Genomic DNA, 15376 nt, shown 5'->3' with positions numbered 1-15376 from the left:
TAACCGTGCCGCCTCGTTGCGACACGCTTTCGGGCTTTCCGCAGGAACGCGGGAACGGGCGGGGCCGGTACGAGGATTGCCCTCGTACCGGCCCCGCCCGTTCCGGGTGCCGTGCCGCGGCACCTACAGCGTCTGGTTGAGCGCCTTCACCGGCATCTGCAGGTCGGCCAGCAGCTCCAGGTCCGATTCCGGCTTGCGGCCGAGCGTCGTCAGGTAATTGCCGACGATGACGGCGTTGATGCCGCCCAGCAGCCCCTGCTCGGTGCCCAGGTCGCCGAGGGCGATCTCGCGCCCGCCCGCGTACCGCAGGATGGTGCGCGGCAGGGCCAGCCGGAACGCGCCGATGATCTTCAGCGCCTCGCGCGGCTCGATGACCGTCTGCTCCTCGAAGGGCGTGCCGGGACGCGGGTTGAGGAAGTTGAGGGGCACCTCGTCGGGCTCCAGCTCGGCCAGTTGCCCGGCGAACTCGGCGCGCTGCTCGGCGGTCTCGCCCATGCCGACGATGCCGCCGCAGCAGACCTCCATGCCGGCCGCGCGCACCATGCGCAGGGTGTCCCAGCGCTCTTCCCACGAGTGCGTCGTGACGACGTTGGGGAAGTAGGAGCGGGCGGTCTCCAGGTTGTGGTTGTAGCGGTGGATGCCCATCTCGGCGAGCTCGTCGACCTGCTCCTGCGTCAGCATGCCGAGCGACGCGGCGATGTTGATGTCGACGGCCCCGCGGATGGCCTTGACGCCCTCGCGCATCTGGTCCATGAGGCGCTTGTCGGGCCCGCGTACGGCGGCCACGATGCAGAACTCGGTCGCACCCGTCGCCGCGGTCTCCTCGGCGGCCTTGACCAGCGACGGGATGTCGAGCCACGCGGCGCGCACCGGCGACGGGAACAGACCGGACTGCGAGCAGAAATGGCAGTCCTCGGGACAGCCGCCGGTCTTGACCGACACGATGCCCTCGACCTCGACCTCGGGACCGCAGTGCCGCATCCGGACCTCGTGGGCGAGCTGCAGCAGCTCCTCGAGGCGCTCGTCGGGCAGGCCGAGCACCTCGAGCACCTGGTCCGCGGTGAGTCCGCGGCCCTGCTCGAGCACCTGCTCGCGCGCGACGGCGAGGATGTCGCCGTCCGCCGGGCTGTCGTCCCGGGCGCCGTGGTTCGTCACATCGAGCGTTTCCGTCACCGTTCACCTCGCGCTGGATCGTGGGCGGCACGGAACGCGCCCGGGTCGAAGGTACCGCCCAGCGCTGGAGCCAGACCCGAGCGGGCCGCCCCCAGGAACTCGGCGGGGTGCAGCGCGCCCGCCCCGGCACCGATGGCACCGGCCAGCGGACGGGCCGCCAGGGTCTCCAGATCGCGGATGTTGCTGCGCATGGCCAGGTCGGGCGTGTCGGGCCAGGAACCGATCACCACGCCCGCGAGGTCGATGCCGCGGTGCGCCATCGCCTCCAGGGTCAGCGCGGTGTGGCCGAGCGTCCCGAGGTCGGGGCGGGCCACCACGAGGACCGGGGCGCCGAGGGTGTGGGCGAGGTCGGCGATGGTGGTGCCTTCCTCGTCGAAGCGGACCAGGAGCCCGCCCGCGCCCTCGACGACGACGAGGCGGCGGGTCTCGGCGAGTTCGCGTACGGTCGCCACGACCTCGTACAGGTTGACCGGCTGTCGGCCGCTCAGGCGGGCGGCGGCGGCGGGTGAGAGCGCGTCGGTGAAGCGCGCGTACTCGTGCAGGTCGGTCACGCCCGCGAGGCGCCCGATGTCGTCGAGGTCGCCCGGCTCGTCGGGTGCGACGCCGGTCTGCGCGGCCTTGACGACGGCGACCGAGGAGCCGCGTGTCGCGGCCAGCGCCGCGACCGCCGCGGTCACGACTGTCTTGCCCACACCGGTGTCGGTCCCGGAGACGACCAGAATGCTCACGTCGAGAGCCTAAGTCCCGCGCGGCCGTGCCCCGCACCAAGGTCCCACGGCGCGTTCCGGGACCAAGGTCCCGTGCAGTGCGGACTCGCGGCCCGGGTGCCGCGGGCGGGTCGCGGGGGAGGATTCGGGGGCGGGCGTGGAGCCCGCACCGGCGGTGGGTCCGGTGCGAGCACGCGACCCGCGGCCTCTGCACAGGCGTCGGAGTGAACGGCAATTTCTCCGAGGCACGGCCGGGACCGGCGGAAGCAAGCAGCCGCCTGTCCCGGCCGCCGTGTTTTCCGGTGACCGTGTTTTCCGGCCACCGTGGCCGCCCGGCTTGTGGCTTCCCGGCACCGCACTTTTCAGCCACCCCGCGGCACCGCTGCGGCGGACAGGTAGACGTGGACGTGCCACATGACGTGCCGCGGTGACACGTGTCACACGGCTTGATCGTCCCTTAAGCAGGGTTTATGTCCGTTTGAGGTGGTCCCGTGTCATCCTTGGGGGCGCTGCAGGCGCGCGACGAACTTGTAGCGGTCGCCTCGGTAGACCGAGCGGACCCACTCCACGGGTTCCCCGGACGTGTCGAAGCTGTGCCGCGACAGGAGCAGGAGCGGCATGCCGACGTCGGTGGAGAGCAGCCCCGCCTCACGAGGGTTGGCGAGGGCGGTCTCGATGGTCTCCTCCGCCTCGGCCAGATGTACGTCGTACGCCTCGCCGAGGGCCGTGTACAGCGACGTGTACCGGTCGAGCGTGCGGCGCAGCGACGGGAAGCGCTTGGTGGACAGGTGCGTCGTCTCGATCGCCATGGGCTCGGCGTTGGCCAGCCGCAGGCGCTCGATGCGCAGCACCCGGTTGCCGGGCTTGATGGCGAGCCGTTCGGCCAACTGGTCGTCGGCGGAGACGTAGCCGATGTCGATCAGACGGGAGGTGGGCTCCAGACCCTGGGCCCGCATGTCCTCGGTGTACGAGGTGAGCTGGAGGCTTTGTGCGACCTTCGGCTTGGCGACGAACGTGCCGCGCCCCTGGATGCGTTCCAGGCGCCCTTCGATCACCAGTTCCTGGAGGGCCTGGCGGACCGTGGTCCGCGAGATGTCGAACTCCCCGGCCAACGTGCGCTCCGGCGGCACGGGCGTGCCGGGGGGCTGCGTCTGGGTCAGCTCCTGCAGGTGCTTCTTGAGTCGGTAGTACTTCGGCTCGCGCGCGGCCCCCTCGGCGGCCGGGTCCCCGCCCGTCACGCTCTCCGGGTTGCCGGCGTCCTGTTCGTTCGGCGCCGCCGCCATCGCGGTCGCCCCTTGTTCCGCCGTCACCTGTGCCCTCCTGACACGTTCGGTCCCCATCGTGGCACGACCGGACCGGCACGGGTGACGGGCCGCACGGATCAGCGCGGACCACGGCTCAGATGTCGGTCGGGTAACGGCTGCCCGCAGGTCTTCTGCGGAACCTTGACACCCCAATTGGTCTATGCCAACCTCCGGAATGGTCTAAACCATTGGTGGTCACCGCGCAACCCTCGTCCAGGTTCGCAAAGCACCTTCCCCCCAGGCGGATCCTGAAGGCCCGGTCCCTCACGACGGGTCTGAAGCGGGGAAACGCGAAACCCACGGCAGCGGTACCAAACATCCTGAGGAGGATGGTGTGAAGCGTCGTCTCTTCGTCGCGGCGGGTGTCGCGGCGGCGCTCACCGGCGTTGCCGCCTGCGGCAGCTCGGACAGCGGTGACAAGGACAAGCCGGCAGCGTCGGGCAGTGCCCCCGCGGCCGCGGGCAAGACCGGGAAGGTCACCATCTGGGTCATGAAGGGGTCCACGAACGACGAGTTCAACACCGCCTTCAAGGCCAAGTTCGAGGCGGACCACCCGGGCTCCACCGTCGACATCCAGGTTCAGCAGTGGAACGGCATCGGTGAGAAGATCACCGCCGCCCTCGCCAGCAACGACGCCCCCGACATCGTCGAGGCCGGCAACACCCAGATCGCGGGCTACGCGGCCTCGGGCGGCGTCATGGACCTCACCGACAAGGTCGACGAGCTCGGCGGCAAGGACTGGATCCCCGGTCTGGCCGGCCCCGGCAAGCTCGACGGCAAGCAGTACGGCGTTCCGTTCTACGCCGCCAACCGCGTCGTGATCTACAACAAGGCGGCGTTCGCCGCCGCCGGCGTCCAGCCGCCGAAGACGCGGGCCGAGTGGCTGGAGATCAGCAAGAAGCTCAACACCGGCGACCAGCAGGGCATCTACCTGCCGGGTCAGAACTGGTACTTCTACGCCGGCCTCCTGAAGGACGAGGGCATCGACCTCACCACGAAGGACGGCGACAAGTGGAAGTCCAACGTCGGCACGCCGCAGGGCGCCGCCGCCGTGAACTTCTACAAGGACCTCGCCGCCAACGGCAAGGGCCCGAAGGACTCGGACGAGAAGACCCAGCCCGAGACCGTCGCCGCGGCCGGCGGCAAGATCGCGCAGTTCATCGCCGTCCCGGGTGAGCTCGACACGGTCGTCAAGAACAACCCGGCGCTCAAGGACCAGTACGACTACTTCCCGATCCCGGGCAAGGACGCGTCGGCCCCGGGTGCGACCCTGACCGGCGGCTCGGACCTCTTCATACCGGAGAAGTCGAAGAACAAGGAGCTGGCGTACGAAGCCGTCAAGCTGTTCAACAGCGACGAGATGCAGGTCAAGCTCGCCAAGGCGCTGGTGTACGTGCCGAGCAAGACCACCCAGGTCACCGCGCTCGAGGGTGTCCCGGGTGCGCAGGCCCAGGCCCTGGGCGCGCAGAAGGGCTTCGTCATCCCCGCGACGGTCACCACCAACTGGGCCGCGGTCGAGGAGTCGAACCCGATCAAGGCGTACCTGACCGCCGTGCTGGTCGGAGGCAACCCCGACTCCGAGGGCAAGAAGGCCGACGAAGCCATCGCGAAGGTGCTCAACACCAAGAGCTGATCCCGACTCGGATCGTCCGCCGATCCGATCGGCTCACCAGCACCACGTGGCCGGTCCCGACGGGAAGTCCCGTCGGGACCGGCTCCGGCCCGATTACCGACACCGAACGACGGGAAGGCACCTGTGTCAGCCTCCAAGGCCGACGCGGTGGTCGCGACGCCCACGCAGCCTCCGCGGATGACAGACCCCCCGGCGGGTGGGACCGGCTCTCACAAGCGCCCACGCCGCAGACGCGGACCACTTCAGCTCGTCAGTCCGTACCTGATGGTCGCCCCGGCGATCCTCGGCGTCCTCTTCCTGCTGCTCTACCCGGTGATCAAGAACGCGATCCTCGGCTTCAAGGAGTACGGCCGCCGCGACTTCACGCTCGGCCTGTCCGGCAAGTGGATCGGGCTGGACAACTTCAAGGAGATCCTCCAGGACGGCGAGTTCTGGCGGGTCACCTGGCGGAGCTTCTGGTTCACCGGCATCAACGTGGTCTCCATCATGGTGATCTCCACGCTGATCGCGCTGATGCTGACCAAGCTCGGCAAGACCATGCGCATCGTCGTCCTCACCAGCCTGGTGTGCGCGTGGGCGATGCCGATCATCGCCGCCACCACGGTCTTCAAGTGGATGTTCCGCTCGGACAACGGCGTCGCCAACTACCTGCTGGTCAAGCTCGGCTTCGACTCGTTCGACAACTACACGTGGTTCGCCGACGGCAAGTCGACGATGACCGTGATCATCCTGCTGATCGTCTGGCAGTCGATCCCGTTCGCGACGCTGACCATCTACGCGGGTCTGACCACGGTCCCCGACGAGGTGTACGAGTCGGCACGCCTCGACGGCGCGGGCCCGGTGCGGATCTTCACGTCCATCACGTTCCCGATGCTGCGCCCGCTCTTCCTGCTGGTCACCTCGCTCGAAGTGATCTGGATCTTCAAGTGCTTCGCGCAGATCTGGGCGATCGCCGGGCAGAACGGCCCGCTCGCCGACGTCGCGACGCTGCCGGTGTACGCGTACCAGACCGGCATGCAGCTCAAGCGCTACGGCGTCGCGGGCGCGATCTCGACGGTCACCGTCCTGATCCTCGCGGCGATGCTCGTCTTCTACTTCCGTCAGTTGTTCAAGCAGGAGCGGGAGGCCGACAAGTGACGCCCCTGAAGTCGCGAGTCCTCAAGCGGGTCCCGCTCAACATCGCCGCACTCATCGTCTTCGTGGTGATGATCTTCCCGGTGTACTGGATGGTCCTGACCGCCTTCCGGCCGGCCAAGGACATCGGCTCCGACACCCCGAAGTTCCTGCCCAGCTCGGTCACCTTCGACAACTTCAAGAGTGCCGTCGACATCGAGAACTTCTGGAACTTCTGGGGCAACAGCCTGATGGTCGCCGTCGGCGGCGTGGGCCTGGCGCTGATCGTCGCGTGCTTCTCCGCGTTCGCCGTCGCGCGCATGCAGTGGAAGGGCCGCGCGCCCTTCATCCTCATGGTCTTCATCGCGCAGATGGCGCCGTGGGAGGCGCTGATCATCCCGATGTTCCTGATCGGCCGCGACCAGGAGATGCTCAACTCGCTGCCGTTCCTGACCGCGATCTACTTCGTGATGACGCTGCCGTTCTCGATCGTGACGCTGCGCGGATTCCTCGCGAACATCCCGGTCGAGCTGGAGGAGGCCGCCCGCGTGGACGGCTGTACGCGCTTCGGTGCCTTCCGCCGCGTGGTGTTCCCGCTGCTCGCCCCGGGGCTGCTGTCCACCTCGCTGTTCGGCTTCATCACCGCGTGGAACGAGTTCGCGTTCGCCAACACGCTGCTGTTCAGCGACCCCAAGCAGGACACCCTGCCCGCGTGGCTCAACGAGTTCAGCAACGGCCTGACCGTCGACTGGGGCGCCACCATGGCGGCGGCGACGCTGTTCATGCTGCCCGTCCTGCTCATCTTCCTGGTCCTGCAAGGCAGAGTCACCGGCGGGCTCACGTCCGGTGCGGTGAAGGGCTGACCACGATGTCCCAGGAGCTCGACCGCCTCGCGCTGGCCGTCCTGCAGCCCGGCTTCGCCGGCCTGACCGCCCCCGACTGGCTGCGCCGCCACGTCGCCGACGGACTCGGCTCCGTCGGCCTGTTCGGCCGCAACGTGCAGTCGCCCGAGCAGCTCGCGGCACTCACCGCGACGCTGCGCAAGGAACGCGACGACATCCTCGTCGCCATCGACGAGGAAGGCGGCGACGTCACCCGCCTCGAGGTACGCCAGGGCAGCTCCTGGCCCGGCAACCTCGCCCTCGGAGCCGTCGACGACACCGACCTCACCCGGGCCGTGGCCACCGGGCTGGGCCGCGACTTGGCCCGCTGCGGCGTCAACTTCGACTGGGCGCCGGACGCGGACGTCAACGCCAACCCCGACAACCCGGTCATCGGCGTGCGCTCCTTCGGCGCCGACCCGCAGCTGGTGGCCCGGCACACCGTGGCGTACGTCGAGGGCCTCCAGGCCACCGGCGTCGCCGCCTGCGTCAAGCACTTCCCGGGCCACGGCGACACCGCCGTCGACTCCCACCTCGGGCTGCCCCGCGTCGACGCGTCGCGCGAACTGCTCGCCGCCCGAGACCTGGTGCCGTTCCGTGCCGCGGTCGCGGCCGGGGCCAAGGCCGTCATGTCCGCGCACATCGTGCTGCCGGCCTACGACGCCGAGTACCCCGCGACGCTCAGCCGCCCGATCCTGACCGGCCTGCTCCGCGAGGAGATGGGCTTCCAGGGCCTCATCGTGACCGACGGCATCGAGATGGGCGCCATCGCCGACACCTACGGCATCGCCGACGGCACGGTGCGCGCGCTCGCCGCGGGCGTCGACGCGGTCTGCGTCGGCGGCGGACTGTGCGACGAGGGCACCGTCCTGCTGCTGCGCGACGCGATCGTCACGGCGGTCCGCGAGGGCCGGCTGTCCGAGGAGCGCCTCGCCGACGCCGCCGCCCGCGTCGCGGAACTCGCGGCGTGGACCCGCGAGCACGCCAACCGCGGCGGCGAGCCCGGGGACCACGCCGTCGGCCTGGCGGCCGCCCGGCGCGCGGTCCGCGTCGAGGGCCCGCTGACCCCGGTGACGGCTCCCGCCCACGTGCTGGAGCTGACGTCGCAGACCAACATCGCGGTGGGCGACGAGACGCCGTGGGGCGTCGGGGCGTACCTGGCCCAGGCGGTCCCCGGCACGACCGTCGCGCGGCCGGGCATGACCACCTTCGGCCTGGTCGACACGCAGCTCGCCGCGGCGGACGGGCGGCAGCTCGTGGTCGTCGTACGCGACCTGCACCGCAACGTCGCCGCCGCCGACATGCTGGCCGGCATCGTCGCGGTCCGGCCGGACACGGTCGTGGTGGAGATGGGTCTCCCATACGGCGACGCGCAGGGCCTCACCCGCATCGCCACGCACGGCGCCGCGCGGGTGTGCGGCATCGCCGCGGCGGAGACACTGACCGGGCGGGTCCTGGACGGACTGATCCCGGTCGGCACCGAGTAGTCCGCCCGGGGTCGTCCGCCCAGGCGCTCCGCGCCGGGGTGTCCGCCCAGGGCAACGCACCGAGGCAGACCACCCGAGCTGTCCAACCGGGAACCAACGGAAGGCACCACAACGATGTCTGCGAGCACCGAAGCCGCAACGCCGCGCGGCGGGATCATGTCCGCCGAGACGGCCGAGCAGCCGGAGGTACTGCGCCGGATCCTGACCGAAGGCGCGCCGCGCATCCGCGAGGTCGCGGACGCCGTCGCCGCCCGCAGCCCGAGGTTCGTGCTGCTCACCGCGCGGGGCACCAGCGACAACGCCGCGCTGTACGCGAAGTACCTGGTCGAGGTGCTGCTCGGCAGGCCCGCCGGGCTCACCTCGATGTCCACGACGACCGCGTACGGCGCGCGGCCCGACCTGACCGACTGCCTCGTCGTCACGGTCAGCCAGTCGGGCGGCTCGCCGGACCTGGTCGCCTCCACCGAGGCGGCCCGCAAGGCCGGCGCGATCACCCTCGCCGTCACCAACAACGCCGACTCGGCGCTCGCCGCGGTGTCCGAGTTCCACATCGACGTCCTGGCCGGACCGGAGAAGGCGCTGCCGGCGACGAAGACGTACACCGCCGAACTGCTGGCGCTGTACCTCCTCGTCGAGGGCCTGCGCGGCGGTGACGGGACGGACGCCGCCCGACTGCCCGAGTACGCCGCGGACATCCTCGCCCGGCGGTCCGAGGTCGCCGAGCTCGCGCAGCGCTACCGCTTCGCGCAGCGCCTGGTGATCACCTCGCGCGGGTACGGCTACCCGACCGCCCGCGAGGCGGCCCTGAAGATCATGGAGACCAGCTACATCCCCGCCCAGCCGTTCTCCGGTGCGGACCTGCTGCACGGTCCGCTGGCCATGGTCGACAACGTCAGCCCGGTCATCGCGGTGGTGCCGGACGGGCGCGGCGGCGAGGCGCTCCAGCCGGTCCTGGAACGGTTGCGCGGCCGGGGCGCCGACCTGATGGTCGTCGGCCAGGCCGACCAGGTGGCCCGGGCGAGCGTGGGCTTCGCGCTGCCGGCCGGGGTGCCGGAGGAGGTCCAGCCGATCCTGGAGATCCTGCCGCTGCAACTGCTGGCGTACGAGATCACCATGGCCCGCGGCCTCGACCCGGACGCGCCCCGCGCGCTCGCCAAGGTCACCGAGACGCACTGACCCGGATGCTTGCCGGCACCCGGATCCGGGTGCGCGGGCCGGGCGTCGTGCTCCTGGCCGCCGCGTAGCCGGGGCTGTGCGGTGCCCGGCGGCCTGACAGCCGGGCCCAGTACGCCGATCACGGCCCCGCCCTCGCCTCCCGAGGGCGGGGCTGTCGCGGTTTCCGGTCCGGTGGTTCCGGTGGTTCCGGTGGTTCCGGTGGTTCGGGGTGGTGGTTCGGGGTGGTGGTTCGGGGCCTGCCGTCCCGGTCCTGTGGTTCCCGCCCGTCGTTCAGGACCTGACTTTCACGACCCGGCGCGGACCAGCGCGTCGATGAAGTCGCGGATGACCGGCCGGTGGTCCTCGGTGCGCCAGGCGAGCGCCAGCTCGCAGGGGGACAGGTCCGCGACGGGTACCGCGGTGACGCCCGGACGCCGGTAGATGGCCGCGTTGCCCTCGGCCAGCAGGACAATGCCGCTGCCCTCCTCGATGGCCGCGAACGTCTCCTCGGCGTTGGAGACGGTCGCACCGATGCGCGGCTCGCGTCCGTCGCGCCGGTCGACCGCGAGCCAGTACTCGCGCAGCGGACCCGCAGTGGCCGGAAGCGCCAGGAACGGCTCGTCGAGTAGTTCGGCGAAGGCGATCTTGTCGCGGCCCGCGAGGGGATGGTCGTCACGCATCGCCACCCAGCGCGGCTCGGTGGCCAGCACGTGCAGGTTCATCTCCTCCTGGCCGGGCACCGGCAGCCACAGCAGTGCCACGTCCACCTCGCCCGCGGCGAGGCCGGCCGTCGCGTCGTCCCAGTTGATCTGGCGGAGCTTGACCGTCCACCCCGGCCGCCGCTCCGTGAAGCGCTCGCGCGCGCCTTGCAGCAGAGCGCGGCCGACGCTGGTGGACAGGCCCACGGTGAGGACGGCCGCCGCCGCGGCGGCCGCGTCCGCGACCGCGCGCTGCGCCTCGTCCCAGTCCCTCAGGAGCGCCCGGGCGGCGGGAAGCAGGGCGGCTCCGGGGGCGGTGAGGGCGACGGCCCGCTTGTCGCGTTCGAAGAGGCGTACCCGCAGGTGGTCTTCGAGCTGGCGTATCTGCTTGCTCAGCGCGGGCTGGGACACGAACAGCCGCTCGGCGGCCCGCGTGAAGTTGAGCTCTTCGGCGGTGCCCACGAAGTAGCGCAGATCGCGCAGGTGCACATCCATAACCGATGGCTATCACGAGCGGTCTTGGACGCACAGCCGAGATTGCCGCGAGGATCACCGGAGACGTACGCAGAGACGACGTACACGAGGACGCGAGGAGCACCGATAATGCGCTACCGCCTGTTCGGCAACACCGGCCTGCGGGTCTCGGAGCTGTTCCTCGGCGCCATGACGTTCGGCGACCCGGAGACGGTCGGCACGACGGCCGACGAGAGCCGCCGCATCGTCGACGCGTACGAGGACGCCGGCGGCAACGTCATCGACACCGCGGTCAACTACCGCGACGGCGCGAGCGAGGCGATCCTCGGACCGATACTCAAGGGCCGCCGCGACCGCTTCGTCCTGGCCACCAAGTACACGCTCAGCCGCGACGGCGGGGACCCCAACGCGGCCGGCAACCACCGCAAGAACCTCCGGCTGTCGCTGGAGACGAGCCTGCGGCGCCTCGGCACCGACTACATCGACGTGTACTGGGTGCACATCTGGGACCGCGACACTCCGATCGAGGAGACCATGCGTGCCCTCGACGACGCGGTACGCGCGGGCAAGGTCCTGTACGTCGGGATCTCGGACGCCCCCTCCTGGGTCGTCGCGCGGGCGAACACGCTGGCGGAGTGGCGCGGTTGGACGCCGTTCGCCGGGCTCCAGGTGCCGTACAACCTCCTCAACCGCGACGTCGAACGCGAACTTCTGCCGATGGCCGACGCGTTCGGGATGAGCGTCGCGGCGTGGGGCCCGCTGGCGAGCGGCGTGCTGTCGGGCAAGTTCACGCGCCCGGGCGGGGCCGGGGCGGCGGCGACCCGGGTGAACCCGGACTCGCTCGGCGAACGCGACCACGCGGCGGCCCGTGCGGTCCAGGAGGTCGCGGACGAGGTGGGTGCCTCGCCGTCGCAGGTGGCCATCGCGTGGACACGGGCCCGTTCGCGCGCCGTGCACCCGATCATCGGGGCACGGACCGCCGAGCAGCTCAAGGACAACCTCGGCGCGGCCGGCCTCGACCTGCCGCGCGAGGCGGTGGAACGGCTCGACGCCGCGGTGGACTTCACGCTCGGGTTCCCGCAGGACTTCATCGAGTCGACGCGGCGGTTCGTGTACGGCGAGGCCGGGGCCCGCGTGGACGGCCGCGGACTGAGCGGGTAGGGCGGCGGGCGTCCGGCTCGCTCCGGGCAGCGCGGCGGCGCACCAGCGCAGAGAAGCGGAGCGGCAGGGAGCCCCAGGGGCAGAGAAGCCGGACCGGCAGAGAAGCCGGACCGGCGGAGAACAGAGCAACAGCGAACCAGGGCACACAGGACAGCGAAGGAGTGGTCATGACCGCGGCGGCACCGGTGACGCTGGTGACGGGGGCGAACCGGGGGATCGGCAACGAGGTGGCACGGCAACTCGCCGACCAGGGGCACACGGTGCTGCTGTCCGCGCGGTCCGCGGAGGCCGCGCGGGACGCAGCCGCGCGGCTCGCCGACCGCGACGTCCACCCGCTCGTCCTGGACGTCGTCGACGGCGACTCCGTGGCCCGCGCCGTCGACGAGATCCGCGACCGCCACGGACGCCTCGACGTCCTGGTCAACAATGCGGCCGTGCACTACGACACCTGGCAGCGGGCCGTGGACGCGGACCTCGCGGTGGTGCACGAGGCCGCGGAGACGAACCTGTACGGGCCTTGGCGCCTCGTCCAGGCCGCACTGCCGCTGCTGCGCAAGAGCGGGCACGGGCGCATCGTCAACGTGTCGAGCGAGGTGGCGTCCCTGACGAACATGGGCGGCGGGACCCCGGCCTACACCGCGTCGAAGGCCGCCCTGAACGCGCTGACCAGGATGCTCGCGGCAGAGCTGCGGCCGGACCGGATCCTCGTCAACGCGGTGTGCCCGGGATGGGTCGCCACGGACATGGGCGGCCCCGGAGGGCGGCCGGTACGCGACGGAGCGGCCGGCATCGTCTGGGCCGCCACGCTGCCCGACAACGGCCCCTCCGGCGGCTTCTTCCGCGACGGCCGTCCCCTGCCCTGGTAGCGGACGAACCGGCCGCACGTCGTCGCCTTGCCGGCCCATAGCTCCTACGGCGAACGGGACAGGGGCGAGACGCCGACCTCCGGCGCCGGATGTCCTGCACCGGGCAACCGGGCCTGGGCAACCCTGCCGACTCTCGGCTGCCTGCCTGCCTGCCTGCCTGCCTGCTGCCTGCCGGCTGGCGGCCGTATGCGTGCGTGCGCGGCGAGCGCCGGTCCGACACGGCCGAGTGGCCTCGTCCAGGTGCGGACCACGCGGCTCGACCCGCCCGGTGTGCGGCCCGTCGGTCCCTTCGCCCTGTCCTCGAACGCGGCCTGACGCGGCTCCCTCTGCCCGCGGGCCTCGCCTGCTGTCAGCCGTTGCCGGCCCTTGTCGGCGGCCTTGCGCGGGCCGTCGCGTACTCGATGGTTTGTCAGCGTTTGATGGCTTTTTGTGCAAGGCTTCAGCCGTCCCACACTCACATGCACCACTGCGGCTACGCCGATTCCAGGTGGGAGCGCCATCAAGGAAGTGCGGGGCCGCAACCGCGCTCCGTCAACGCCCCGGCCGGCCCGCCGGGTTCGGGAGACCGCCATGACCGCGCCTGCCCCTGGAACCACGAAGGACCCCGCCACCACCGCGCCCGAACCGCCTGCCGACACCGAGCACCGCACCCGGGTTCTCCCTGGTTCGGCGGCCGCGCCGGCCGCCGCCTACGCGCTGCCGGGCACGGCGTATGAACTCCCCGAACACCCCGGCGCCGCCCGGGTTCTCGCCGCCCGCGCCTCGGCGTCGGCGATGGTCTCGGCGGCCGCCGCCCGGGTCGTGCCCGGTGGGGGCTACGTCGCGGCGCCAGCCTCCTTGCCTGCATCGCTGCCCACGTCCACGCGCCCGGCGCCGTCCCGCACGTCGGGCCCGCGCTACACCGTCGGGCTGGCCCGCGACGTGGGCGAGGTGCGGGCCGCGCAGCGGTTGCGGCACCTGGTCTTCGCCGAGGAGATGGGCGCGGAACTGCACAGCCTCGAACCCGGCCTCGACGTCGACGCGTTCGACGCCCACTGCGACCACCTGGTCGTACGCGAGGAGAACAGCGGCGCGGTCGTCGGCACGTACCGTCTGCTGCCGCCGGACCGCGCCCGCGCCGCGGGAGGGCTGTACGCGGCCGGTGAGTTCGCGCTCGGCAACCACGCCGAACTGCATGCGGACCTCGTCGAGGTCGGCAGGTCATGCGTGCACCCCGACCACCGCGAGGGTGCGGTGATCGGGCTCATGTGGGCCGGCATCGCGCGCTACCTCGTCGCGAGCGGGCGCAACTGGCTGGCCGGCTGCTGTTCCGTGCCGCTGGACGACGGCGGGCTGTTGGCCGCGGACGTGGCCGAGGCGGCGCGGCGCAAGTACGCGGCGCCGGAGGAGTACCGCGTGCAGCCGTACCGGCCCTGGACGTCGTCCGCCGCCGCGGACGACGCCGGGCGTTCGCGGCTCGCGCTGCCGCCGCTGCTGCGCGGCTACCTGCGGCTCGGCGCGTGGGTGTGCGGCGAACCCGCGTACGACGAGGACTTCGGCGTCGCGGACTTCTACATCCTGCTGTCGCTGCGTCGCACCGACTCCCGCTACCTCCGCAGATTCCTCGCGCTGGAATCGGCGTGACACACCCGGCAGCGAGCCCCTCGTGGGTGCCGGTGTCGCCGTGCACGCCCGAGGTCTGCCTGCGCGATCCGGCGCATGCCGCGGGGATCGCGCGTCGTGTCATGCGCTGCGTCGCGTGCGTGGCCGTCGTCGTCGCGGGGGTTGCGCTCTCGTCGGCCGTCGCGTGCATGCGCCCGCCGGTCCGGCACGCGCTCGTCCGGGCGTGGGCGCGCGCCGTCCTGAGGACGCTGGGCGTACGTGTCCGGGTCCTGAAGTACGAGGCGACTGCGCGGCCGGCCACCCCCGGCGGCGTCCCGCCCTCCACCGCGGCCCTGATCCCCGCCCCGACCTCATCCCCGGCCCCGACCGCGCATCCGGTCCGCGGCGAACTCCTGGTGGCGAACCACATCTCCTGGCTGGACATCGCCCTGCTCGCGATCGTGCGCCCCGCCCGCATGGTGGCCAAGCGCGAGGTGGGGGAGTGGCCGGTGCTCGGGCGGTTCGTCGCCCGGGGCGGGACGGTCTTCGTCGCGCGCGACCGGCCGCGCTCGCTGCCGGGCGACGTGGCCGCGATCGCCGCGGCACTCCGCACGGGGTCCTGGGTCGGCGTGTTCCCCGAGGGCAGCACGTGGTGCGGCGCACGCCAGGGGCCTTTCCGCCGCGCGGTGTTCCAGGCGGCGCTGGACGCCGGGGCGGCCGTACGCCCGGTCGTGCTCCGCTACCTGGGACCGGACGGCGGCCCGGCACGCGAAGCGGCGTTCGTCGGCGAGGACACGTTGGCGGCCTCGTTGTGGCGGGTGGCCGGCGTGTGCGGCATCGTCGCCGAGGCGCGGGTGCTGCGGGCGATCCCGCCGGGGGAGTACCCCGACCGGCGGACACTGGCCGCGGCCGCCCAGGGCATGGTGGTGCAGGCCGGGCGACCCGAGGACGGGCCTGAACCGGTCGGAACGCGGGAGCGGGTCGCTCCCCGCGCGCGACGGGCGACGACGTACCGGGCGGCGCCGGTCCACCAACTCGGCGCCGCCCGTGGGGTTCCCTCCGGACGGTGGCAGCCATCTGCGGAAGGAGGGTGACGGGCGGCCTACAGTGCGGCTGACGGCCGCCCGCCACGTCTGTGCGTGC

13 protein-coding genes are annotated in these 15376 nt (G+C 71.8%); 9 read left to right on the top strand and 4 right to left on the bottom strand.

Translation table 11 applies throughout. The annotated features are described in order from the left end of the window. Nucleotides 1-123: 123 nt before the first annotated feature. From bioB to ACWD12_RS00885, 3 genes are all read right to left on the bottom strand, one after another. Complete coding sequence (bioB, locus tag ACWD12_RS00895; RefSeq protein ID WP_450097779.1) at nucleotides 124-1173, bottom strand: biotin synthase BioB; 1050 nt, start codon at nucleotides 1171-1173, stop codon at nucleotides 124-126. Further along, nucleotides 1170-1901 (bottom strand): dethiobiotin synthase, encoded by a 732-nt coding sequence (gene bioD, locus ACWD12_RS00890; RefSeq protein WP_358362382.1) that lies wholly within the window; start codon nucleotides 1899-1901, stop codon nucleotides 1170-1172. Before bioD ends, bioB begins: the two co-directional genes overlap by 4 nt. 473 nt (nucleotides 1902-2374) lie before the next feature. Then, on the bottom strand, nucleotides 2375-3163 hold the full coding sequence (locus ACWD12_RS00885; RefSeq protein ID WP_358362390.1) for a GntR family transcriptional regulator: 789 nt from the start codon (nucleotides 3161-3163) through the stop codon (nucleotides 2375-2377). Nucleotides 3164-3518: 355 nt separating this feature from the next. Here ACWD12_RS00885 and ACWD12_RS00880 point away from each other — a divergent pair, with 355 nt between their 5' ends. The 5 genes from ACWD12_RS00880 (at nucleotide 3519) to ACWD12_RS00860 (ending at nucleotide 9474) form a co-directional block, all read left to right on the top strand. Then, nucleotides 3519-4817 carry an extracellular solute-binding protein gene (locus tag ACWD12_RS00880; RefSeq protein WP_450097778.1) on the top strand — a complete coding sequence of 433 codons (1299 nt, stop codon included), beginning with the start codon at nucleotides 3519-3521 and terminating at the stop codon, nucleotides 4815-4817. A 264-nt stretch (nucleotides 4818-5081) separates the two neighbouring features. Further along, nucleotides 5082-5954: a carbohydrate ABC transporter permease gene (locus ACWD12_RS00875; RefSeq protein WP_450097777.1), complete on the top strand. Its 873-nt coding sequence runs from the start codon at nucleotides 5082-5084 to the stop codon at nucleotides 5952-5954. Between the two features lie 5 nt (nucleotides 5955-5959). Further along, on the top strand, nucleotides 5960-6793 hold the full coding sequence (locus tag ACWD12_RS00870) for a carbohydrate ABC transporter permease (protein WP_358362388.1): 834 nt from the start codon (nucleotides 5960-5962) through the stop codon (nucleotides 6791-6793). A gap of 5 nt (nucleotides 6794-6798) precedes the next feature. Then, nucleotides 6799-8298, top strand: a complete 1500-nt coding sequence (locus ACWD12_RS00865; RefSeq protein WP_450097776.1) for a glycoside hydrolase family 3 protein — start codon at nucleotides 6799-6801, stop codon at nucleotides 8296-8298. 114 nt (nucleotides 8299-8412) lie between these two features. Next, on the top strand, nucleotides 8413-9474 hold the full coding sequence (locus ACWD12_RS00860; RefSeq protein ID WP_450097775.1) for an SIS domain-containing protein: 1062 nt from the start codon (nucleotides 8413-8415) through the stop codon (nucleotides 9472-9474). Nucleotides 9475-9758: 284 nt separating this feature from the next. Here ACWD12_RS00860 and ACWD12_RS00855 read toward each other — a convergent pair whose 3' ends face one another. Then, nucleotides 9759-10646: a LysR family transcriptional regulator gene (locus ACWD12_RS00855; RefSeq protein WP_450097774.1), complete on the bottom strand. Its 888-nt coding sequence runs from the start codon at nucleotides 10644-10646 to the stop codon at nucleotides 9759-9761. A 108-nt stretch (nucleotides 10647-10754) separates the two neighbouring features. On the opposite strand from ACWD12_RS00855, the gene ACWD12_RS00850 reads away from it, so the two are divergent. From ACWD12_RS00850 to ACWD12_RS00835, 4 genes are all read left to right on the top strand, one after another. Beyond that, nucleotides 10755-11786, top strand: a complete 1032-nt coding sequence (locus ACWD12_RS00850) for an aldo/keto reductase (RefSeq protein WP_450097773.1) — start codon at nucleotides 10755-10757, stop codon at nucleotides 11784-11786. A gap of 167 nt (nucleotides 11787-11953) precedes the next feature. After that, on the top strand, nucleotides 11954-12652 hold the full coding sequence (locus ACWD12_RS00845; protein WP_450097772.1) for an SDR family NAD(P)-dependent oxidoreductase: 699 nt from the start codon (nucleotides 11954-11956) through the stop codon (nucleotides 12650-12652). A gap of 849 nt (nucleotides 12653-13501) precedes the next feature. Next, on the top strand, nucleotides 13502-14275 hold the full coding sequence (locus ACWD12_RS00840; protein ID WP_450098190.1) for a GNAT family N-acetyltransferase: 774 nt from the start codon (nucleotides 13502-13504) through the stop codon (nucleotides 14273-14275). Then, nucleotides 14272-15327 (top strand): lysophospholipid acyltransferase family protein, encoded by a 1056-nt coding sequence (locus ACWD12_RS00835; RefSeq protein ID WP_450097771.1) that lies wholly within the window; start codon nucleotides 14272-14274, stop codon nucleotides 15325-15327. The genes ACWD12_RS00840 and ACWD12_RS00835 overlap by 4 nt, the downstream gene beginning before the upstream one ends. Nucleotides 15328-15376: the final 49 nt, after the last annotated feature.

The sequence above is a fragment of the Streptodolium elevatio genome, from assembly GCF_053592165.1.
Note: the sequence above shows the minus strand (reverse complement) of the source record. Positions and strands in the feature narration are given on the sequence as shown.

Coding starts and splice junctions, on each gene's coding strand:
- ACWD12_RS00885 (WP_358362390.1), bottom strand. CDS start 3,163: ATGGCGGCGGCGCCGAACGAACAGGACGCCGGCAACCCGGAGAGCGTG.
- ACWD12_RS00875 (WP_450097777.1), top strand. CDS start 5,082: ATGGTCGCCCCGGCGATCCTCGGCGTCCTCTTCCTGCTGCTCTACCCG.
- ACWD12_RS00865 (WP_450097776.1), top strand. CDS start 6,799: ATGTCCCAGGAGCTCGACCGCCTCGCGCTGGCCGTCCTGCAGCCCGGC.
- ACWD12_RS00860 (WP_450097775.1), top strand. CDS start 8,413: ATGTCTGCGAGCACCGAAGCCGCAACGCCGCGCGGCGGGATCATGTCC.
- ACWD12_RS00855 (WP_450097774.1), bottom strand. CDS start 10,646: ATGGATGTGCACCTGCGCGATCTGCGCTACTTCGTGGGCACCGCCGAA.
- ACWD12_RS00850 (WP_450097773.1), top strand. CDS start 10,755: ATGCGCTACCGCCTGTTCGGCAACACCGGCCTGCGGGTCTCGGAGCTG.
- ACWD12_RS00845 (WP_450097772.1), top strand. CDS start 11,954: ATGACCGCGGCGGCACCGGTGACGCTGGTGACGGGGGCGAACCGGGGG.